Origin of the sequence: Mesorhizobium sp. BH1-1-4, assembly GCF_020165665.1 — a bacterium.
GTDB lineage: Bacteria > Pseudomonadota > Alphaproteobacteria > Rhizobiales > Rhizobiaceae > Mesorhizobium.
Genome location: NZ_JAIUIN010000020.1, coordinates 1 through 19,315, shown reverse-complemented (window position 1 = coordinate 19,315; position 19,315 = coordinate 1). Strand labels below are relative to the sequence as shown.

The following is a 19,315-nucleotide window of genomic DNA, read 5'->3' as shown; positions in this document are numbered from 1 at the left end:
CACTTCACGGAATCTCTCGCATGACTCTCGACCTTACCGGCCGCACAGCGGTCGTCACCGGCGCCTCGCGTGGAATCGGCTACTTCATCGCCAGGGAACTGGCCGCTGCCGGGGCTCATGTCATCGCGGTTGCCCGCACCGTTGGCGGGCTGGAAGAACTCGACGACCAGATCAAGGCGGCGGGCGGCCAGGCGACGCTGGTGCCGCTCGATCTCGCCGACATGGCCGGCATCGACCGGCTGGGCGGCGCCATCAACGAGCGCTGGGGCAAGCTCGACATTCTCGTCGCCAATGCCGGCGTGCTCGGCGTCATTTCGCCGATCGGCCATGTCGAGGCCAAGACCTTCGAAAAGGTGATGACCATCAACGTCACCTCGACCTGGCGGCTGATCCGCTCCGTCGACCCGCTGCTGCGGCTTTCGGATGCCGGCCGCGCCATCATTCTGTCGTCCAACGCGGCGCATTCGGCGCGCGCCTTCTGGGCGCCTTACGCGGCGTCGAAGGCGGCGGTGGAAACCATGATGCGCTCCTGGGCGCATGAGACGCAAAGCCTGCCGCTGCGCGTCAACACCGCCGACCCCGGCGCCACCCGCACCGCGATGCGCGCGCAGGCCGTGCCCGGTGAGGACCCGGAGACGCTGCCGCACCCCTCCGAGATCGCCAAACGCATCGTTCCGCTGGCCAGCCCGGACCTCACGGAAACCGGGCTGATCTTCCAGGCCAAGCACAACCGCTTCGTCGCCTATCGGCAACCGGAATAAAACTCGGCTTCGAAACGGATTAAAAGCGCCTCCGGCTACGTTCTTCTGACGTAGGATATTCGAAACCGGAGGACCGACATGCGCAGACTCGTTATCGTAGCCGCCACCGCCGTCACGGCCGCTCTCGCGGCCACCGCAGGTGCCGCCCTCTCGCAAGAGACCAAGATGAGTTTCTTCGTCACCAGTGTCGGCTCCGGCAAGGGCGCCGATCTTGGCGGGCTGAAGGGCGCCGACGCGCATTGCGCCTCGCTTGCCGAAGCCGCCGGCGTCACCGGCAAGAGCTGGGCTGCCTATCTCTCGACCAGCGCCGAGGATGCGCGCGACCGCATCGGCAAGGGTCCCTGGTTCAACGCCAAGGGCGAGAAGATCGCCGATGACGTCGCCTCCCTTCACGGTGACGCCAACGGCATCACCAAACAGACGGCGCTCAACGAGAAGGGCGAGACGGTCAATGGCCGCGGCGACACGCCCAACCGGCACGACATGCTGACCGGGTCCAAGCCCGACGGCACCAGGATCGCCGACCAGACCTGTGGCGACTGGACGCTGAGCGGTGCCGAAGGTGTGGCCATGATGGGCCATCACGACCGAACCGGGCTCGACGATTCGGCGGCGGCGAAATCGTGGAACTCCTCGCATACCTCGCGTGGCGGCTGCAGCCAGGAAGCGCTGAAAGGCACGGGCGGCGACGGCCTGTTCTATTGCTTCGCGACCGACTGAAGCGTGGCGGCGGCAACACGCCAGCCTGAAAATCCGCCGGCTCATCACGCGCCTGTGATCTGACGGGAGAAGGCCGCGCGGCGGTCATGCTTTCGTCATTTCCGGGGAGTTGTTAGGATCGGACGACTCCTACAACAAGCGCCCCTAGGCAGAACAAGGAAAACCCCATGGCTACGACCGCAGCATTGGTCTGGTATCTGGTAATCGCCGGCCCGCAGGGCGGCATGGTCGTGCTGCCCAGCACCTTCGACAAGCGCGAACAGTGCACCGCCGCCATCACCGAGTATCAGAAGCAGCCGACACCCGCCGGCTGGTCCGTGCAGTGCGTGCCGAGCGCCTCGCCCTTCACCGACGAAGGCGACGCCGAAGAGCCGGCGGCACAGTAAGCAAGGCGCTGCACTGACAAAAGCCGGCGGGACAGCGCCCCCCTCTGCCCTGCCGGGCATCTCCCCACGAGGGCGGACCTTTGGGAAGATCGGCAGCTTCAACGGCCGGCGCTCACCGTCAGTTCCGGCTTCTGGTTGATGGTCTGGAACACCACGCAATAGCGCTCGGTCAGCTTCAGCAGCGAAGCGATACGCTCCTGAGGCTCGTCGGTATCGAGACTGAAATTGAGCCGGATGGCGCGAAAGCCTACCGGCGCATCCTTGGCGACGCCAAGCGTGCCGCGAAAATCGAGATCGCCTTCGGCTTCCACCGTGGCGGCGCCGAGCTTGAACTCGAGCGCCGTCGCCACCGCCTTCAGCGTCACCCCGGCGCACGCCACCAGCGCCTCGAGCAGCATGTCGCCCGAACACAGTTCGAGCCCCGAGCCGCCTGTTGCCGGATGCAGGCCGGCAACGGCAATCGCCCGGCCAGTCTCGACCTTGCAGGCGATCGACTGGTCGTCGATCGCGCCCTTGGCTCGCAGTGTGATCAGCGCACGCGAGGCATCATCGCGATAGGTTTCCTTCAGCGGCGCCTGCATGGCCTTCAATCCCGTCGCGTCCATGTCTTGCCCTTTCGATAGCTCTCTGTGTACCGCAATTCCTAGACAGACGGTGGCTGCACCGCCAGACGCGGAGGAGGCCGCGTCTTGCGACGCCGGCCAACGGGTTCTCCCCGCCCGCCTCACGCCTTGGCCTGCGACCTCACATGGGCGATGTAGCCGCGCACGTCGCCGGCCGGGCCGGCATAGGCCTTGCCGAGCTTCTTCTCGATCGCGGCCATGTATTCCTTCGCCCATTTGGGCAGGGCGTAGTCGATGACGCCGAGGAACTCCAGGGTCGCCGCCAGGCGGATGTCGGCGATTGACGGGTTCTTGCCGCCGATGAACGGCTTGCCGGCGCGAAAGAAGGAATGGAAGACCTCGAGCGGTTCGGCAATGGCGGCGACCGCCGCCTTCTGTGCTTCCGACTTCCTGTCGGGATGGGCGTCGCTGTGGCCAACCTCGCCGGCATATTGCGGGAAGCCGAGCGCGGGATAGGTGGCACGCGCCACATAGGGGTAGAGCGTGCCGATCAGATAGAACATGGCGCTGTCTATCATCGCCCGCTTGGCTGGCGCCTTGGGGTAGAATTTCTCCAACCCATGCTTGTTGGAGAGATACTGCATGATGGCGCAACTCTCCCAAAGCACGCCGCGCGGCAGTCCCTTGTCCTCGATCATCGGCGTCAGATGGGCTGGGTTGCGCGCCATGTATGCGGGCGAGCGCGTGTGTCCCCACACATCGGTCTCCGCATGGTCGAGCCCGGCGGCGCGGGTAAAGACGCGAACGGTCATGTTGTTGACGCTCGGCTTCAACATGCTGATGGTCAGTGCTGGTTTCCTGGCCGGTTTTGCCTTGGCCTTGGCCGCGGTCTTGCCGGCGGCTGCCTTCGAGACCGTCTTGGCCGCTGGTTTGGCGGCCGGTTTCGCGGCGGCTTTTGATGCTGGTTTGGCCCCTGGTTTCCTTGCGCTCTTCGCCACTGCCTTTGCCACGTATTCCTCCCTTGCCTGTTCAGCCTTCAATATGGATTCTTGGGTGCGCGGTCGGCCGACAATGTCGCGCGCGCGCGTTCCACAAGCGCCTGGATGGCGTCTGCCAGATGCACTTCGGAGATGTTATAGTCGCCACGCGCGACGCGAAGCCTGTGCGCCTCCATCAGCACGTCGGCATGGGTGAAGCCGGCGGGCGGCTCGAAACGGTAGGAGGCAAGCTCGATCAGCAGGCCGAGCGGATCCTCGAAATAGATCGAATCCATGAAGCCGCGATCCTTGATGCCGCTATGCTTGATGGCGCGCTCGTCGAGCCGGGCGACCGCCTGCAGGAAGGTGACGCGCGACACCGAAAAGGCGATGTGGTGCACACAGCCCGGGTCGGTCGGGGTGCGGCGCTTCACGGCGGTGCGGGTCTCGTCGGTGAAGATGGTGATCAGCCGGCCGTCGCCCGGATCGAAATAGAGATGGCTTTCGCTCGGCTTGTCGAGGTTGGGCTGCTCGAAGATGAAGGGCATGCCCAGCACACCTTCCCAGAAATCGATCGAGGTCTGGCGGCCCGCACCGACCAGCGTGATGTGATGGACGCCTTGCGACTGCAGTTTCCGCATCGGCCTTCTCCCCGCAATATCCGCTCTGACAGACGCGGCCCTTCAGGCGGCGCCCGCACATGCTACATCCGGCCTGAGCCGAGCGCCATTTGCTGTCCGTTCCCCGGCGTTCCGCGCGCCTGCCTTGTCTCCGGCTTTATGAGAGGATGCTAAACCAATCAGCCGTGCCGCGCCAGAAGCCGTATCCGGGACCGGCCGTATTTCGCGCCACGGTTCCCTGCCCCAAACGCAAGCATGGCGCTGGAGCAGCGCCATGCGGGATTTCGCCCGTATAGCTGACAGGCGCGGAGCCGACAGGGCTGGGGCCGCCTTCACTCAAGCAGGCGCACGCCTTATGGCCGATATCGCCATTCTCGATACACGCGAAAAGATCTTGGCCGGAATCCTGCTGACGGGCGCCGCCTATTTGCTGTTTTCGACGCAGGACGCCTCGATCAAGCTGCTGGTCACCAGCATGACCGTCTGGCAGATCATGTTCTTTCGCAGCATCACCATTCTTGGCGCCTGCGCGGTGATCGGCGGACGGCGGCTGTTCGCCGACACGGTGCGCTCCCCGATCGTGCTGCCGATGCTGGTGCGCAGCGCCTTCACGCTCGCCGCATGGCTTTGCTACTACAATGCCGCCCGCAGCCTGCAGCTCGCCGAACTGACCACCGTCTATTACGCGGCTCCGATCATCGTCACCGTGCTTTCGGTGGTCCTGCTCGGCGAAAAGGTGCCTGTTCTGCGCTGGCTGGCGGTCCTGATTGGCTTTGCCGGTGTCTTTGTCGCCTGCGATCCCGCCCATCTCGGCCTGTCGGTGCCCGTGTTGCTGGTGCTGACGGCGGCCTTCCTGTGGGGCATCGCCATCGTTCTCCTGCGCAAGACGGCGCTTGCCGAGCGCTCGATGATCCAGCTCCTCCTCAACAATTTCTATTTCCTGGTGTTCTCGGCGGTGCCGGCGCTGTTGTGGTGGCATACGCCGGACCCGAGGCAATTGCTGCTTCTTGCCAGCGTCGGTGCACTCGGCGGCCTGGCGCAATATCTTCTCTTCGAAGGCATGAAGCGCACGCCGGCATCGATCCTGGCGCCGCTCGAATACACCTCCCTGTTGTGGGCGTTCGCGCTCGGCTTCGCCATCTGGGGCGACGTGCCACGCCGCGAGGTCTTTCTGGGTGCTGCCCTGATCGTCGCCGCTGGCCTGCTGATCATCGGCGGCGAGCATTTCCGCAAGCGGCTGTGATGGTCATTATACTGACGCTACGATGTCAGGATGGAGTGGCGTAGTCTTGCGGCATGACTGATGTGACAGCCACCACCGACACTGTCGCCGAGCGTACGCTGGGCATCATCCTCGTGTCATCCTCGGCGGCTGTATTCGGGCTGACCGGTGTGCTGACCAAGTCGATCCACGCCGATCCGCTGACGATCACCTGCTGGCGCGGCTTTGTCGGCGCGATCCTGATCAGCCTCTACGTACTGTGGCGCCGTCGCCGTGCCGGCAAGCGTGAACCGCTGCGGCTTGGCTGGCGCGGCTGGCTGCTGGCGGTGGAAGGCGCGCTGGCCAGCATCGCCTTCATTTCCGCTTTCAAGTTCACTTTCGTCGCCAATGTCGCGGTCATCTACGCGACGTCGCCCTTCATTGCCGCCGTACTGGCCTGGATTCTGGTGCGCGAACCCTTCCGCCTCCAGACGATGGTGGCGGCGGCGGTATCGCTTTGCGGCGTGGCCATCATGGTTTGGTCGGGTTTCGGGACCGGCAATTTGTTCGGCGACGGGCTGGCGCTGCTGATGACGGCCGGCAGCGCGCTCTACATGATCATGGTGCGCGCTTTCCGCGACACGCCGGCGGTGTGGGCCGGCGCGGTTTCGGCCTTCCTGTTGTTCATCCTCGGCTGGTTCGTCACCGATCCCCTGGCGGTCTCATCAAGGGACGCTATCCTGCTTGCCACGTTCGGCGCGTCCTTCGCGCTGGCTTCGATCCTGTGGACGGAAGGCTCGCGGCTGATCCCGGCGCCTGAATCGGGCCTGCTCGGCTCGGCGGAAGTGCCGTTCGCGATCCTGTTTGCGTTCCTGTTCCTGGCCGAAATACCGCCAGTGGCGAGCATGGTCGGCGGCGCCATCGTGCTGTGCGCGGTCTTCGCCCACGCCGGCCGCGACTGGCTGAGGGCACGCTCGCAACGTCCGGCATCAAATATTTCTTAAAAAAGTTCGGGAGTCACGGAACCATCACCGCGCTCAGACATTATTGGTGCGACGGGCCACCCCCAAGTCCCCCCAAACCCCTCGGCCCGTCCTACTCCCAAGCCGACCGCAAGGTCGGCTTTTTCTTTTGGGTAGATAGGCCCGACCGCAAGGTCGGCTTTTTCTTTTGGGTAGATAGGCCCGACCGCAAGGTCGGCTTTTTCTTTGCCAAAAGGCTGATGACGGAATGCAGCCTTTTGGCAATCAACTAAGCGGTTCGGATGAAGCCAGGCTGCCGCCGAGCAGCGCGGCAAGATCGCGCGCGGACGCATCGGCGCCGGCGCGCAGCCGGATGGCGAACTCGGCCATTGGAACCGGCGGCAGCCCAAATTCGCGGGGCGCTTCGACAATGCCGGAATGGGCAAAGCGCGGGGTTCGCAAGGTCAGCGCCACGCCCGCATTCACCGCGGTGCGCAAGCCGGCGAGGCTGGCGCTGCCGGCGGCGATGCGGTAGCGGCGGCCGGCGGCATCGAGCGCGGCGAGCGCCGCTTCGCGAAACCCGCAATAGGGGTCGAGCAGCGCCAGCGGCAATTCTTCCTGCCGCGAGGCCAGTCCCTTGCTCGAACACAGCCATACCATCGGCTCGCGCAGCACGCCGACCTCGTCCGGCACCGCCGTCTGGCGCATGACGATCGCCAGATCGAGGCTGCCGGCCTGCAGCGCCTGCGCCAGTTCGGCGGAGCGGCCGACCCGCAATTCGATCCTGACGCGGGGATGGCTGGTGGCGAAGGCACGCAGCAGGTCCGGCAGGCCGCTGTCGGCGAAATCCTGTGTCGTGCCGATGGCGACGCGCCCCGCGGCGCGTGCGCCTTTCAGCGCCAGCCATGCCTCGCGATGCACGGCAAGAATGCGCCTGGCATGGCCGACGAGATCCTCGCCGGCCGGCGTCAGGCCGCGCCCCCTGCCCTGCGGCGCCAGGAGCGGCTCGCCGACCATCTCTTCCAGACGCTGCATCTGCGCGGTTACCGCCGAGGGCGAACGGCCGACATTGGCCGCCGCCTGCGCCAGCGAACCGCTGTCGACGAAAGCAAGGAAGGTTCTGAGCAGGTCCGGGTCGAGCGTTTCCATAATTCGATATTATCGAATCTTCTGTTGAAAACAATTCGATTTTTTCGATTCCAGGATGATGGCATGGTCCCTGCAACGGCGACCGACGCCGTCAGAAACCAAGGAAAAGAAAAATGCCTATCATCAATGTCAACGTCACCGGCAAGCCAGACGCAGCCTTGTCCGCCAAGATAGCCAGGGAAATAACAGAAATAACCGCCACGCATCTGCGCAAGGACCCGACGATCACCGCGGTCGCCGTGTCCTATTTCGATCCGCGGCACTGGTTCGCCGGCGGCAAGTCGCTCGCCGGGCACGGCACCAACACGTTCTGGCTCGACATCAAGGTGGTCGACGGCACCAACACCAAGCTCGAACTGGAGGCCTATCTCAAGGCGATCTTCGACGCCTTCGACCGCCTGCTGGGCGGCGTGCACCAGGAAAGCTACGCTTTCGTGCACGAAGTGCCTGCCGCCGCCTATGGCTATGGCGGCAAGACGCAGGAATTCCGGTTTATCAGCGGGCGTCTGCAGGCGGCGTGAGCGATTGCTTTAGCCGCGTGGGCCGAAAGCGTCTCTGAGCGACGCGCCTTTAGGCTGCAGGGGGATGCAATCTTGTGTCCAGCGCGAAATGCTCCTGAAGGCGCATCTCGTACAGGCCCGTGGCGGCGCCTGGGTCGAATATCAAATTCCAGCTGTGCAGCGACACGGTACTCGGGAGGAGAACGAAGGGGTGACTTGCCAGCAGGCTGTCGCCAAATTGCTGCTGGCCCGCACTGGGTATGCCGGGGCGCAGCCAGGCGGGATTGGGGACGTCCTCGATAGTCGCCACATGGATGCTGGCTGGATCGCTGACTTCAAATGAGGTGAGGATGTGAGGAACCGTGTCGAGCGTCCTGAAGCCCTTATGGACCGCCACTTCGAGGATAGCTGTCGAGGGGTCGACCGATGCGTAGACCGCCCTGACTCCCTTGCTGTTCCATCTCGCCCCGAGCTTGAATGCGCCCTCGCCGCTGTCCCATGTCGACCTGAAACGCTCGTGATCGAGCCTCCAGCCAAACACCGCGCCGGTCCCAAGAGAACCCGGCAAAGGCGTCATGCGTAGACACCGTAGTCAAGCCGATCGAGAAACTCCTGAACCAATTCAGTACCAGCTGCCGTGGTCAGCAAATCGATAGGCCGTCGATTGTCCAGGCCCATCGCAGGCCGGATCATCCATTTCTCGGCCTCAGCCTGTGATCCCAGCACGGATGTGGCTTTGGTGAGAATCCTTGCAAAGTTCCAGGTTCGTGAGCCCTGCTCTTTGCTCAACGTTCTGGAGTGATCCGATTTGTGCCTTTGGAAGGTTCGCTCACTCATGCCGAAAGCGGCCTCGAAAGTATCGGCGAGGTTGATCACAGCCAAATGCGTGACCAGCTTTTCCAGGGCCTGGCTTGGAATTCCGTTCAAGATCATTTCGTGAGCCTCGATCGGGCTGGATACGGAATGTCCAAGGACGTTCGGGCCACCAAGCAGATCGACCAACTTCTCGAACTCCGTGTCCATACGAGGCGAGGCGATGAACGCCATTGAGGGATTGGTCATCTCAGATCTCCGTCACGTGTCACTTTATTTACGACAGGTGGCGCAATAATTCAAGGGACGTGCCGTTTGCCGAATGAACACCACGGCAGCTTACAATAGTTCCTTCATTGACGCCGTTCCCACTTCCGCTACCTTCTACGCCGAAGCGGCCGCAGAGCCGCGCGCTTAGAGAGAGCTGGGAGCGAGGCGGCATGATCCTGACACTGGCGCTGCTTGCGGGTCTGGTTGTGGCCTGGCTGCTGATCGGGGCGGTGGAAAAGTTCCGCCTCGGCCTGCGCTTCACCCAGGCGCTGCTCTACGTGCCGTTCAAGCTCGCCTACCGGATCAGCGACAATCGCATCAGGATCGCTGGCAAGGCGCAGGTACCGGTCATCTATGTCATCTCGCACCAGTCGCGCTTCGAACCGGCGCTGATGCTGTCGCTGCTGCCGGACGACACGCTGCATATACTCGACGAGGTCTCGGCGCGCTCGCCATGGCTCGAGCCTTGGCGCGAACTCGGCCGCACCATCGCCTTCAACGCCGAACATGTCTTCGTCAGCCGCCGGCTGGTGCGTGTGCTGAAGGGCAAGGGGCGGCTCGCGGTTTATCTGCCGGATGCGGTCGAGCCCGACGTCAAGACGTTCCGGCTGTTTCGCGCCGTCACCCGCATCGCCATGCAGGCAGACGCGCGCATCGTGCCGATCTTTGTCGCCGGCGCGCGCGATCTGCCGGTTTCGCTGACGCCGGCGGACAAGGCTCCGCGTCGTTGGTTTCCACGGCTTTCGATCAGCGTGCTGGAGCCGATGACCATCGCCGAACTGGTGGCGCGCAACCCGGACCAGGCCTCGAACACCAATGCGCTGTTCGACCGCGTCGCCGAGGCACGGCTTTTCGGCACCGACCTCGACCGTGGCCTGTTCCTCGCCATGCGCGATGCGGCGGCCAGAGTCGGCGCCTCGCACCCAATCATCGAGGACGTCATCTCCGGTGCGCTGAGCTACCGCAAGATGTTCATCGGTGCGCGGGTGCTGGGCAGGCGCTTCGAGGCGGTCACGGCGCCGGGCGAAGCGGTCGGAGTGATGCTGCCCAACGCCAATGGCGTCGTGCTGTCGCTCGTCGGTCTTCTGTCGGCGGGCCGGGTGGCGGCAATGATCAACTACACGGCCGGGCCGGCAAGCGTCACGGCCGCCGTGCGCACGGCCGTCATCCGCACCGTTGTCTCTTCGCGCGCCTTCGTCGAGAAGGCCGATCTCGCCGATATCGTCGCCGCGGTAGAAAAGGGCGGCGCCAGGTTGCTGTGGCTGGAAGATGTACGCCAAGGCGTCACCACACTGGACAAGCTTGCCGCCGCCTTACTGTGGCGCCTGCCGCTGCAGCGGCAGGATGCGGCCAAGCCAGGCGTGATCCTGTTCACCTCTGGCTCCGAGGGCACGCCCAAGGCGGTCGTTCTGTCGCAAAAGAACCTTCTTGCCAATGCTATGCAGGCCGAGGCGCGTATCACCATCTCGCCGGCCGACATCCTGCTCAACGTGCTGCCTGTCTTCCATTCCTTCGGGCTGACGGGCGGTACCATCCTGCCGCTGGTCACCGGGGTAAAACTGTTCCTCTATCCCTCGCCGCTCCATTACAAGATCATCCCCGAGATCGCGCGCAAGGTGAAACCGACCATCATGTTCGGCACCGATACGTTCCTCGCCAACTATGCGCGCACCGCCAAGGATGGCGATTTCTCCAGCCTGCGCTTCGTTGTCGCCGGCGCCGAGGCGGTGAAGCCGGAAACCCGTCGCGTCTACCGCGAGCGCTTCCAGGCCGAGATCATCGAGGGGTTCGGCCTGACCGAGGCGGCGCCGGTGGTTGCCGTCAACACCGCGATCCATGGTCGCGACGGGACGGTCGGCCGGCTGCTGCCGGCCATCCGCATGAAGCTGGAGCCCATTGAAGGCATCAATGATGCCGGCCAGTTGTGGCTCGACGGGCCGAACATGATGATGGGCTACATGACCGCGGACCGCCCCGGGGAACTGCAGCCGCTGACCGGCTGGCACGACACCGGCGACATCGTCGCCGTCGACCGCGAAGGCTTCATCAGCATTCGCGGCCGCGCCAAGCGTTTTGCCAAGATTGCCGGCGAGATGGTGTCGCTGGGCGCTGTCGAGATGCTGGTGCAGTCGCTTTGGCCGGAAGAGCGCCACGCCGCGGTGGCGGTGCCCGACAAAAGGCGCGGCGAGCGCATTGTGCTGGTCACCACCGCCGACGACGCAAGTGCCGAGGAGTTGCGACAGTTCGGCAAAAAGGCCGGCGCAGCCGAACTGATGGTGCCCAACGACATCGTCAAGGTCGAGGAAATCCCGGTGCTCGGCTCCGGCAAGACCGACTATGTCTCGACCAGGAAGCTGGCGATCGACAGGCTTGGCATTGGCGTGGCGGCCTGAATACCTCGCGGTCGGCGTAGACTTCTAACCTATGTCAGAAGGCGGCACCTTCTCGCCTTCCAGCTTGGCACGCTTGGAGTAGGCGCGCACGGAAAACGGCAGGAAGATCAGGTAGCCCGCGACCGACGCCGTCAGCGTGTACCAGGGATAGGTCATCAGCAGGAGCACGTAGAGCACGACGGCGAGGATGACCGGCAGCACCCTGTCGCCGGGAATCTTGATGCTCTTGCCGGAGTAGACCGGCAACCGGCTGACCAGCAGGAAGGCTACCAGGATGGTGAAGCCGGTGGCGACGAATGCGGCCGGCCGGCTGGGCTCCACCCCAAGGCGCAGGAAATAGAGATAGAGCGGCAGCATCACAAGCACGGCGCCAGCAGGCGCCGGCACACCGACGAAATATTCGCTCTGCCATATCGGGCGCTCGGCCTTCTCGTCGTCGAGCACGTTGAAGCGCGCCAGCCGCAACCCACAGGCGATTGCGAACAAAAGTGCCGCGATCCAGCCCGGCGAGCCGGCACGGTCGAGCAGGAAGGCATAAAGCACCAGTGCCGGCGCGACACCGAAATTGACGATGTCAGCCAGCGAATCCATCTGCGCGCCGAATTTGGAGGTGGCTTTCAGCATTCGTGCCAGGCGACCGTCAATGCCGTCGAGGAAGGCGGCAAGCAGCACCATGACAACGGCGGTTTCAAAGCGGTTTTCGAAGGCAAAGCGGATGCCGGACAGGCCGGCGCAGATGGCAAGCACGGTAACCAGATTGGGCAGCACCATGCGCATCGGGATCTCGCGGATGCGCGGACCGCCGCTGGCATGGGCTTCGAACTTCTTATACTGCGTGCCCACCGTCATGAAATCCGCACGAGGGGCGTGCCGGCGATGCCGCCGAATTCGGCCAGCACGGTTTCGCCGCCGACCGCGGTCTGGCCAACGGCAACGCGCGGCGTGGCGGCCAAAGGCAGGAACACGTCGACACGCGAGCCGAAACGGATCAGTCCGAAACGCTCGCCGGTGCCGATCGAAGCGCCGGCCTCGGCCCAGCAGACGATGCGCCGTGCCACAAGGCCGGCGATCTGGACTGCCGCCACGGTGCCGTTGGGGCTCTCGATGACAAGGCCGTTGCGCTCGTTCTCGGTGCTCGCCTTGTCCAGCTCGGCATTGAGGAATTTTCCCGGCCGATGCTCGATCCTGGCGATGCGGCCGCGAACCGGAGAGCGGTTCACGTGGCACGAAAAGACGTTCATGAACACGGAGATGCGGGTCATCTCGACATTGCCGAGGCCAAGCTCATGCGGCGGTACGGCCGGCCCGACAGCCGAGACGATGCCGTCGGCGGGGCTGACCACCAGGCGGTCGTCGACAGGCGTGACGCGCTCGGGGTCCCGGAAGAAATAGACGCACCAGGCGGTCAGGATCAGGCCGATCCAGAACAGGATCGAGGAGAAATAGCCAAGGAAAAGGGTCGCCGCGCCAAAGGCCGCGATGAAGGGATAGCCTTCGCGATGGATCGGTACGAACGCGTTCTTGACCGTGTCGACAAGGCTCATGGGCTGGGGGCGGTCCCTGTTTCAGGTCCGGCCTCAATAGCGGAAACACCCCCTGCCCGCAACGCGACAATCGGCGGCGCGGATTAACCGGCAAGGGAGGGCGGTGTCCGGGTAGCTGGACGCTCCGAGTTTCGTGCAGTCGAGACCGGTTGCCGCCAAAGCTATCCTTTGACTACACGAGGGCCGTCAGCGTAGCGACAAGGCTATCTACGCCGACGCCGCCTTGCAAACCAATACCCGTGACGTCAACGTCACGCGACTGAAGCGTTCTTCACTAGCTTGCTGTCGGGAGACTTCCATCTCGTGCGTCCTTGGTGAGAAGCGCCTCATCGCAAGGGCCGATGACGCGCGTGCAAACGGAGGCTCCCATGCAGATATCATCCGGCAACAAAGCGTATATCCTTTTGGAAGGCCTCGCCTTCGGCGAATCGCCGCGCCGGCATGATGGACGCCTGTGGGTCTGCAACTGGGGCACCGGCGAGATCATTGCCGTCGATGCGCACGGCAACAGCGAAGTCGTGCTCAGGGTTCCGGCTGTCCTGCCCTACTCCATCGACTGGCTGCCGGACGGCCGTCTGCTCGTGATCTCGGGCCGAGAAGGTTTGCTGCTGCGACAAGAGCCGGATGGCTCGCTCGTCACCCATGCCGACCTGCGCGGCCTTTCGAAAAGCCCGTGGAACGAGATCGTCGTCGACGGGCGCGGCAACATCTATGTCAATGGCGGCGGGCCGGCGCCGGCGCCTGGTGAGCATTTCGGCCCTGGCACCATCGTGCTCATCACGCCTGATGGCGCGGTGCGGCAAGTTGCCGACACCATTGCCTTCGCCAACGGCATGGCGGTGACGCCTGACAACAAGACGCTGATCGTCGCCGAATCCCATGCCAACAGGCTGACCGCCTTCGACATCGCCGCCGACGGCACCTTGTCCAACCGCCGCGTCTGGGCTGATCTCGACGGATATCCCGACGGCATCTGCCTCGATGCCGACGGGGCGGCCTGGTATGCGGATGTTCCCAACAAACGCTGCGTGCGGGTGCGCGAAGGCGGTGACGTCTTGCACACCGTCACCGCCGATCGCGGCTGCTTTGCCTGCATGCTGGGCGGTGTGGACAGGAAAACGCTGTTCATCACCGCAGCCGAGTGGCGCGGCTTCGAGCATATGACAAGCGACGCGCGCACTGGCCAGGTGCTCGGCATCGAAGCGCCGGCACCGGGCGTCGGCTGGCCAGGCTAGAGTCCAGGCACGCGCTGATAGTTGGCGATGTCGGCGCGCACACCGAGCCGGGCGATCGTCTCCCGCGGGTTGAAGGCGACGCGCTCGTGCGCCGCCTTCACGATCGGCACGACATTGTCGACGGCGGCCTGGCTTTCCCATTCGACGATGGTGACGAGGTTGAATTCGCCCGGCCCGGAGAATTGCTCGAGCAGGAAATCCTGGACGAAGCCCTGCTGCAGACGCAGCAGTTCATGCGTCATCTTCACTTTAGCCAGAATTTCATCGCGGGCATTGGCGGGCACGACGAACTTGTCGACCCTGAACACGCTGCCGCCGTTAACATCTTGATTCCTAAAGCTCATATCCATTTGATTCCGTCCTCGACGATGCTGTTTTGCGGCTCTCGAGCGACGGGTCTACAATCTCAACTTAAGTTGAGGTCAAGAGGCTTTTTGAGTTACGACACCTCTGATGTGCGCCGGCGCACGACGACACCCAGTTCGTCGCTTTCTCGGGCAATGCGCAGCCGCTCCTCGGCTTCGGTCGCCTCGCGCTGGCGGTCCCACATCGAGGCGTAGAGACCGTGCTTTCGCATCAGCTCGACATGGGTCCCGCGCTCGGCGATCTGGCCATCCTTGAGCACGATGATCTCGTCGGCCGAAATCACCGTCGACAGGCGGTGGGCGATGACAATGGTGGTGCGGCCCTTGCTGACCAGGTCGAGCGCGGCCTGGATCTCCTGCTCGGTGTGGCTGTCGAGCGCGGAAGTGGCCTCGTCGAGCATCAGGATCGGCGGCGCCTTCAGGATGGTACGGGCGATCGCCACGCGCTGCTTCTCGCCGCCGGAAAGTTTCAGCCCGCGCTCGCCGACCATCGACTTGTAGCCGTCGGGCAGCTTCTCGATGAACGGTCCGATCTGGGCGAGTTCGGCGGCCTTGCGCACCTCCTCCTCGCCGGCGCCGACACGGCCGTAGCGGATGTTGTAGGCAATGGTGTCGTTGAACAGCACTGTGTCCTGCGGCACCATGCCAAGCACCGCGCGCAGGCTGTCCTGCGTCACGTCCCTCACATCCTGGCCATCGATCAGCACCTGGCCACCCTGCACGTCGTAAAAGCGGAACAGCAGCCGCGAAATGGTCGACTTGCCGGCACCCGACGGCCCGACAATGGCGACCGTCTTGCCGGCCGGCACCTCGAAGGAGACGCCCTTCAGGATCTTGCGGTTCGGATCGTAGGAAAAGTGGACGTCGCGGAACTCGACCTTGCCGGCGCTCACGGCCAGCGGCTTGGCGTTGGGCTTGTCGACGATCTCCTGCGGCACGTCGAGCAGGTCGAACATGTGCTCGATGTCGGTCAACCCTTGCCGGATCTCGCGATAGATGAAGCCGATGAAGTTGAGCGGCACGGAAAGCTGCACCAGCATGGCATTGATGAAAACGAAATCGCCGACGCTCTGGGTGCCGGCCTGCACCTCCAGCGCCGACATGCACATGACGACGACCGTGCCGACGCCGAAGATGAGGCCCTGGCCAAAGTTCAGCCAGCCGAGCGAGGTCCAGGTCTTGGTGGCGGCGATCTCGTAGCGAGCCATCGAGCGGTCGAAGCGCTCGGCCTCCATGCGCTCGTTGGTGAAATACTTGACCGTCTCGAAATTGAGCAGCGAGTCGATCGCCTTGGTGTTGGCGTCCGTGTCGCTGTCGTTCATGTCGCGGCGGATCGAGATGCGCCAGTCGCTCGCCTTGACCGTGAACCAGACGTAGAGGCAGACGGTGATCGCCACCACGGCCACATATTTCCAGCCATAGGTGAAACCGAATATGCCAGCGGTCAGCGCGAATTCGAGAATGGTCGGCGCCGTGTTGAGCATGATGAAGCGCACGATCGTCTCGATGCCCTTGGTGCCGCGCTCGATGATGCGCGACAGGCCACCGGTGCGGCGCTCGAGGTGGAAGCGCAGCGACAGCTGATGCATGTGCACGAAGGTGCGGAAGGCAAGCTGGCGCACCGCATGCTGGCCGACGCGGGCAAACAGCGCATCGCGCAGCTGGTTGAAGCCAAGCTGGACGAGCCTCAGCACGTTATATGCAATGACCAGCATCACCGGGGCGAGCATGATCGAGGGCAGCGGCGGGGGCGTTTTGAAGCCTCCCGCCAGCGCATCGGTTGCCCATTTGAAGAAATAGGGACCGGCGACCAGCGTCACCTTGGCCACGACCAGCAGCAGCGTCGCCCAGGTCACCCTTGCCCTCAGGTCGGCGCGGTCGGCCGGCCACATATAGGGCCAGAGGTTACGCAATGTCGTGAGAGTCGAGGTGTCGGCGGAGACGGTTTTTTCAGCCACTTTTCTTGCCTTTTGGGTCAGAGGGTCAGCGGCCGGAGCAGCAGGAATTGATGAGCGCGCCCAGCGATGCCGATAGATCGGCAAGTGCCGCGCGATCGACAGCATAGCGCGATCGCTGGCGGTCGGGCTCGAACCGGACGAGACCGACCTCGACCAATATTTTCAGATGCTGGGACACGGTCGACTGCGCCAGATCGAAATGGTCGACGACCTCACGGCAGCAGCAGGAACTGCTGGCGGACAGATGCCTCAGTATCTCGATCCGCGCCGGATGGGAGAGTGCCGCGAACCGCGCCGCGACAGCGCGGCTGTCCACGATGCAGCCTGGCGGTGCGGTGGCGGCGTGGTCTGGTACAGAGGTATAGTCGGTCATCGTTCATCGGCGATAGACGATGAACGATGCCAGGGCAAGCTAGGCCGATGGGTAGATCGCCGGAATCGCCGATCTCTTCCTATTCCGTCTTCGGTGCCGTCGTTGCCTGCTCGCCCATCGCCTTGAGGTCGGCGGCTTCGCCTTCCTTCGACTTTTCCGGGACCTTGAACACCTGGCCGGGCCAGATGCGGTCAGGATTCCTGATCTGGTCCTGGTTGGCGAGGTAGATGGTGGAGTAGCGCGCGCCATGGCCGTAGACACGCCGCGATATCCGCCACAGCGTGTCGTTGCGGCGGATGATGACGGCGCCGTCGGCATGTTCGAGCTTGGGCGACACCACTTCAGGCACGTCGCTTGGCGGTGTTGCCGCCGCGACGACCGCCGGAGCCTCGGCGGCAGGCGCCGCCGGTGCAGTCTCGGCCGGAGCGGCGGCAACGGCCGGAACCCGGGCGGCTGGAGCCGGCGCGGTTTCCGCCGGAGCAGCGGCGGCAACAGCAGGCGCCACAGGCGCCGGAGCGGCTGGTGCTTCCGCGGCAGCAGGTGCGGCCGGCTTGACGTCGGCCGGCTTCGTTTCGGCAGGCTTGGTCTCGGCCGGCGCAACGGCGGCGACCGCCTCGCCGGGCTCGCGCTCGAAGGGCACGGCCGCGCGAGCCACCACCTTCACGCCGTCGGCATCGAGGCCGTCGACATGGATCGTATAGCTGCCGACCGGAATGTCGCGCGTCGCCTCGACCAGGAAATGGCCGTCCGGCGACGTCTGTGCATCCCCGAGCAGGATGTCGTTGGCGTAGGCGCGCACCTTGCGGCCGGGATCGGCGAGGCCGGCGACAAAGATCTTGTTACCGTCGATCTCAACGGCCTCGACGACGATCTTGGGCTCAGCCACGGCGGACGCGGCAGGTGCCGCTGGAGCGGGTTTAGCCTCAACCACGGCTGGCGCGGTCGGCGCCGGCGCGGCGGGCGCCGGAGTGACAGTCGCGGGCGCCTCGGCAGACGGAGCGGCGGCCTGCTCGCCGGTTGCCGGCGCCGGCTTTGTCTCGGGCGCGGGAACGGTCAACAGTTCGGCCGGCTTGCCCGGCTCCTCGACCATGGCCAGCACCTGGCCAGCGGCATTGGCGGGCACCGAGACCACGGCGGTCTGCGCCGAAGCAGTCACGACCGTGGCGACCGTCGACCGCAGGGCAATCGTATAGTCGCCGGGCTTCAAGGGATCGTCGAGCACGATGACAAAGGCACCGTCGGGACCAGCGACCGTGGAGCCGATCACCGTCGCGCCATTGAGGATTTCGACCTTCGAGTTGGGCGCAGCGTTGCCGGCAACGACGATCGAGCCGTTGCTCTCGACGCGCACGACGTCGAAAGTCGGCGCGATCGGGCCGGCCGGCGCAGCGGCAGCAGGGGCCGCCGCATCGGTTGCGGGTGCTGCCGGGGGCGCGGCTTCCGTCGCGGGCGCGGCAGGCGCCGTCGCCTGGGGTGCCGCGGCCGGTGCTGCCGGCACCGCCGGAGCCGGCAGACGCCCTTCCGTGCCGGGATCCGCCGGCTTGGGCGCCTCGGGCGGCGTCAAGGCCGCGACTTGCGCCGGCGGCGCTGGATGAAGATACGGGTCGAGTGCGCCCGATACATAGGCGGTTCCCGCCGCCGCGACGGTCCCACCCGCCGCGAACAGGAACGCCTTCAATGGATTAATTGCCATATTTGCCTACCCCTTAGCCACCTAACGCCGGTCTAGCGTGTTTTGCCAATGCCGACAAGAAAAACGGGCCGACACGAAAAAGCCCGCCCTTGTCAGGCCTTGGGGCTTGACCAGGCTTTCAGACCCAATCACCAATCATCCGTATGAACACGATTCGATCCGTCTGCGTCTATTGCGGCTCGTCTCCGGGCCGCGATGAAATCTATGCCAAGGCCGGTCACCTGCTTGGACGCTCAATCGCCAAGGCAGGTCTGCGGCTGGTCTATGGCGGCGGCACCAAGGGCATCATGGGCGCCGTGGCCGAAGGCGCGCTCAAGGCCGGCGGCAAGGTGACGGGCATCATTCCGCGCTTCCTCATCAACAGGGAAGCAACCGAAACCGCGCTTGACGGGCTCGACGAGCTGCTGATCACCGACAACATGCACGAGCGCAAACACAAGATGTTCGAGAAATCCGACGCCTTTGTGGCGCTGCCCGGCGGCATCGGCACAGTCGAGGAGATCGTCGAGATCATGACCTGGGCGCAACTCGGCCATCACCGCAAGCCGATCGTCTTCGGCAATGTCAAAGGTTTCTGGGACCCGATGCTGTCGTTGCTTGATCACATGGCGGCGGAAGGCTTCATTCACACCGCGCAGCGTGTGAAGCCGCTGGTCGTCAACGACCCCGAGGCCATCGTCGCCGCCATCATGGTGGCCGGGTCCTCGGTCGACGCGCCGACGGAAGGCGTCCAGTCGGTGATCGACAAGATGTAGAATGAGGGGAGTAAGGGAAAGGGTTACGCCCCAGAGACTGCAGTCCTACTCCCCTACTCCCCTACTCCCCTACTCCC

At 64.4% G+C, this 19,315-nt stretch carries 21 protein-coding genes; 9 read left to right on the top strand and 12 right to left on the bottom strand.

Going from position 1 to position 19,315, the window contains the following annotated elements:
• Positions 1–20 precede the first annotated feature (20 nt).
• The 3 genes from LB569_RS25165 to LB569_RS25155 all read left to right on the top strand — a co-directional run bounded on the left by LB569_RS25165 (position 21) and on the right by LB569_RS25155 (position 1,867).
• Positions 21–761 (top strand): SDR family NAD(P)-dependent oxidoreductase, encoded by a 741-nt coding sequence (locus tag LB569_RS25165; protein ID WP_224694508.1) that lies wholly within the window; start codon positions 21–23, stop codon positions 759–761.
• A 78-nt stretch (positions 762–839) separates the two neighbouring features.
• Complete coding sequence (locus tag LB569_RS25160; RefSeq protein ID WP_224694507.1) at positions 840–1,481, top strand: hypothetical protein; 642 nt, start codon at positions 840–842, stop codon at positions 1,479–1,481.
• Positions 1,482–1,648: 167 nt separating this feature from the next.
• Positions 1,649–1,867, top strand: a complete 219-nt coding sequence (locus LB569_RS25155) for a hypothetical protein (RefSeq protein ID WP_015318519.1) — start codon at positions 1,649–1,651, stop codon at positions 1,865–1,867.
• A gap of 98 nt (positions 1,868–1,965) precedes the next feature.
• Here the strand turns inward: LB569_RS25155 and LB569_RS25150 are convergent, their stop codons facing one another.
• The 3 genes from LB569_RS25150 to LB569_RS25140 form a co-directional block, all read right to left on the bottom strand.
• A complete protein-coding gene (locus tag LB569_RS25150; RefSeq protein ID WP_224540997.1) occupies positions 1,966–2,472 on the bottom strand; it encodes an OsmC family protein in 507 nt (168 codons plus the stop codon).
• A 119-nt stretch (positions 2,473–2,591) separates the two neighbouring features.
• On the bottom strand, positions 2,592–3,440 hold the full coding sequence (locus LB569_RS25145) for a glutathione S-transferase family protein (protein WP_224694506.1): 849 nt from the start codon (positions 3,438–3,440) through the stop codon (positions 2,592–2,594).
• Between the two features lie 26 nt (positions 3,441–3,466).
• Positions 3,467–4,048, bottom strand: a complete 582-nt coding sequence (locus LB569_RS25140) for a VOC family protein (protein WP_140710481.1) — start codon at positions 4,046–4,048, stop codon at positions 3,467–3,469.
• A gap of 334 nt (positions 4,049–4,382) precedes the next feature.
• On the opposite strand from LB569_RS25140, the gene LB569_RS25135 reads away from it, so the two are divergent.
• Both LB569_RS25135 and LB569_RS25130 read left to right on the top strand, forming a co-directional pair.
• The gene (locus LB569_RS25135) at positions 4,383–5,270 is read left to right on the top strand and encodes a DMT family transporter (RefSeq protein ID WP_224694505.1); all 888 of its coding nucleotides are present in this window, start codon (positions 4,383–4,385) and stop codon (positions 5,268–5,270) included.
• Between the two features lie 53 nt (positions 5,271–5,323).
• Positions 5,324–6,232 carry a DMT family transporter gene (locus LB569_RS25130; protein WP_224694504.1) on the top strand — a complete coding sequence of 303 codons (909 nt, stop codon included), beginning with the start codon at positions 5,324–5,326 and terminating at the stop codon, positions 6,230–6,232.
• Between the two features lie 243 nt (positions 6,233–6,475).
• Here the strand turns inward: LB569_RS25130 and LB569_RS25125 are convergent, their stop codons facing one another.
• Positions 6,476–7,339: a LysR substrate-binding domain-containing protein gene (locus LB569_RS25125; RefSeq protein WP_224694503.1), complete on the bottom strand. Its 864-nt coding sequence runs from the start codon at positions 7,337–7,339 to the stop codon at positions 6,476–6,478.
• Positions 7,340–7,452: 113 nt separating this feature from the next.
• On the opposite strand from LB569_RS25125, the gene LB569_RS25120 reads away from it, so the two are divergent.
• Positions 7,453–7,860, top strand: a complete 408-nt coding sequence (locus LB569_RS25120; protein WP_224694502.1) for a tautomerase family protein — start codon at positions 7,453–7,455, stop codon at positions 7,858–7,860.
• A gap of 49 nt (positions 7,861–7,909) precedes the next feature.
• Here the strand turns inward: LB569_RS25120 and LB569_RS25115 are convergent, their stop codons facing one another.
• Entirely contained in the window at positions 7,910–8,416 is a 507-nt protein-coding gene (locus tag LB569_RS25115; RefSeq protein ID WP_224540983.1) for an RES family NAD+ phosphorylase, read from the bottom strand.
• Positions 8,413–8,901, bottom strand: coding sequence for an antitoxin Xre/MbcA/ParS toxin-binding domain-containing protein (locus tag LB569_RS25110; RefSeq protein WP_140710881.1), 489 nt, complete (start codon positions 8,899–8,901; stop codon positions 8,413–8,415). Before LB569_RS25110 ends, LB569_RS25115 begins: the two co-directional genes overlap by 4 nt.
• A 191-nt stretch (positions 8,902–9,092) precedes the next feature.
• Between LB569_RS25110 and LB569_RS25105 the strand changes: the two genes are divergently transcribed.
• Positions 9,093–11,315: an AMP-binding protein gene (locus LB569_RS25105; RefSeq protein ID WP_224694501.1), complete on the top strand. Its 2,223-nt coding sequence runs from the start codon at positions 9,093–9,095 to the stop codon at positions 11,313–11,315.
• A 24-nt stretch (positions 11,316–11,339) separates the two neighbouring features.
• Here LB569_RS25105 and LB569_RS25100 read toward each other — a convergent pair whose 3' ends face one another.
• Entirely contained in the window at positions 11,340–12,158 is an 819-nt protein-coding gene (locus LB569_RS25100; RefSeq protein ID WP_224694555.1) for a CDP-alcohol phosphatidyltransferase family protein, read from the bottom strand.
• A gap of 2 nt (positions 12,159–12,160) precedes the next feature.
• On the bottom strand, positions 12,161–12,859 hold the full coding sequence (locus LB569_RS25095; RefSeq protein ID WP_140710885.1) for a phosphatidylserine decarboxylase: 699 nt from the start codon (positions 12,857–12,859) through the stop codon (positions 12,161–12,163).
• Between the two features lie 368 nt (positions 12,860–13,227).
• Here LB569_RS25095 and LB569_RS25090 point away from each other — a divergent pair, with 368 nt between their 5' ends.
• Positions 13,228–14,094, top strand: coding sequence for an SMP-30/gluconolactonase/LRE family protein (locus LB569_RS25090; RefSeq protein ID WP_224694500.1), 867 nt, complete (start codon positions 13,228–13,230; stop codon positions 14,092–14,094).
• Here the strand turns inward: LB569_RS25090 and LB569_RS25085 are convergent.
• From LB569_RS25085 to LB569_RS25070, 4 genes are all read right to left on the bottom strand, one after another.
• Entirely contained in the window at positions 14,091–14,438 is a 348-nt protein-coding gene (locus LB569_RS25085) for an antibiotic biosynthesis monooxygenase (protein ID WP_224694499.1), read from the bottom strand. The genes LB569_RS25090 and LB569_RS25085 overlap by 4 nt on opposite strands.
• A gap of 95 nt (positions 14,439–14,533) precedes the next feature.
• Positions 14,534–16,417 carry an ABCB family ABC transporter ATP-binding protein/permease gene (locus tag LB569_RS25080; RefSeq protein WP_140710891.1) on the bottom strand — a complete coding sequence of 628 codons (1,884 nt, stop codon included), beginning with the start codon at positions 16,415–16,417 and terminating at the stop codon, positions 14,534–14,536.
• A gap of 25 nt (positions 16,418–16,442) precedes the next feature.
• Entirely contained in the window at positions 16,443–16,790 is a 348-nt protein-coding gene (locus tag LB569_RS25075) for an ArsR/SmtB family transcription factor (RefSeq protein WP_140710893.1), read from the bottom strand.
• Between the two features lie 79 nt (positions 16,791–16,869).
• Positions 16,870–18,483, bottom strand: a complete 1,614-nt coding sequence (locus tag LB569_RS25070) for a LysM peptidoglycan-binding domain-containing protein (protein WP_224694498.1) — start codon at positions 18,481–18,483, stop codon at positions 16,870–16,872.
• A gap of 143 nt (positions 18,484–18,626) precedes the next feature.
• Between LB569_RS25070 and LB569_RS25065 the strand changes: the two genes are divergently transcribed.
• Positions 18,627–19,238: a TIGR00730 family Rossman fold protein gene (locus LB569_RS25065; protein ID WP_140710897.1), complete on the top strand. Its 612-nt coding sequence runs from the start codon at positions 18,627–18,629 to the stop codon at positions 19,236–19,238.
• The last annotated feature ends 77 nt before the right edge of the window (positions 19,239–19,315 follow it).

Bases quoted from the DNA above. Each gene is read 5' to 3' on its own strand.
- LB569_RS25160 (WP_224694507.1), top strand. From the start codon at position 840: ATGCGCAGACTCGTTATCGTAGCCGCCACCGCCGTCACGGCCGCTCTC.
- LB569_RS25165 (WP_224694508.1), top strand. From the start codon at position 21: ATGACTCTCGACCTTACCGGCCGCACAGCGGTCGTCACCGGCGCCTCG.
- LB569_RS25140 (WP_140710481.1), bottom strand. From the start codon at position 4,048: ATGCGGAAACTGCAGTCGCAAGGCGTCCATCACATCACGCTGGTCGGT.
- LB569_RS25065 (WP_140710897.1), top strand. From the start codon at position 18,627: ATGAACACGATTCGATCCGTCTGCGTCTATTGCGGCTCGTCTCCGGGC.
- LB569_RS25120 (WP_224694502.1), top strand. From the start codon at position 7,453: ATGCCTATCATCAATGTCAACGTCACCGGCAAGCCAGACGCAGCCTTG.
- LB569_RS25105 (WP_224694501.1), top strand. From the start codon at position 9,093: ATGATCCTGACACTGGCGCTGCTTGCGGGTCTGGTTGTGGCCTGGCTG.
- LB569_RS25085 (WP_224694499.1), bottom strand. From the start codon at position 14,438: ATGAGCTTTAGGAATCAAGATGTTAACGGCGGCAGCGTGTTCAGGGTC.
- LB569_RS25110 (WP_140710881.1), bottom strand. From the start codon at position 8,901: ATGACCAATCCCTCAATGGCGTTCATCGCCTCGCCTCGTATGGACACG.
- LB569_RS25130 (WP_224694504.1), top strand. From the start codon at position 5,324: ATGACTGATGTGACAGCCACCACCGACACTGTCGCCGAGCGTACGCTG.
- LB569_RS25095 (WP_140710885.1), bottom strand. From the start codon at position 12,859: ATGAGCCTTGTCGACACGGTCAAGAACGCGTTCGTACCGATCCATCGC.
- LB569_RS25150 (WP_224540997.1), bottom strand. From the start codon at position 2,472: ATGGACGCGACGGGATTGAAGGCCATGCAGGCGCCGCTGAAGGAAACC.
- LB569_RS25155 (WP_015318519.1), top strand. From the start codon at position 1,649: ATGGCTACGACCGCAGCATTGGTCTGGTATCTGGTAATCGCCGGCCCG.
- LB569_RS25115 (WP_224540983.1), bottom strand. From the start codon at position 8,416: ATGACGCCTTTGCCGGGTTCTCTTGGGACCGGCGCGGTGTTTGGCTGG.
- LB569_RS25090 (WP_224694500.1), top strand. From the start codon at position 13,228: ATGCAGATATCATCCGGCAACAAAGCGTATATCCTTTTGGAAGGCCTC.
- LB569_RS25075 (WP_140710893.1), bottom strand. From the start codon at position 16,790: ATGACCGACTATACCTCTGTACCAGACCACGCCGCCACCGCACCGCCA.
- LB569_RS25070 (WP_224694498.1), bottom strand. From the start codon at position 18,483: ATGGCAATTAATCCATTGAAGGCGTTCCTGTTCGCGGCGGGTGGGACC.
- LB569_RS25135 (WP_224694505.1), top strand. From the start codon at position 4,383: ATGGCCGATATCGCCATTCTCGATACACGCGAAAAGATCTTGGCCGGA.
- LB569_RS25125 (WP_224694503.1), bottom strand. From the start codon at position 7,339: ATGGAAACGCTCGACCCGGACCTGCTCAGAACCTTCCTTGCTTTCGTC.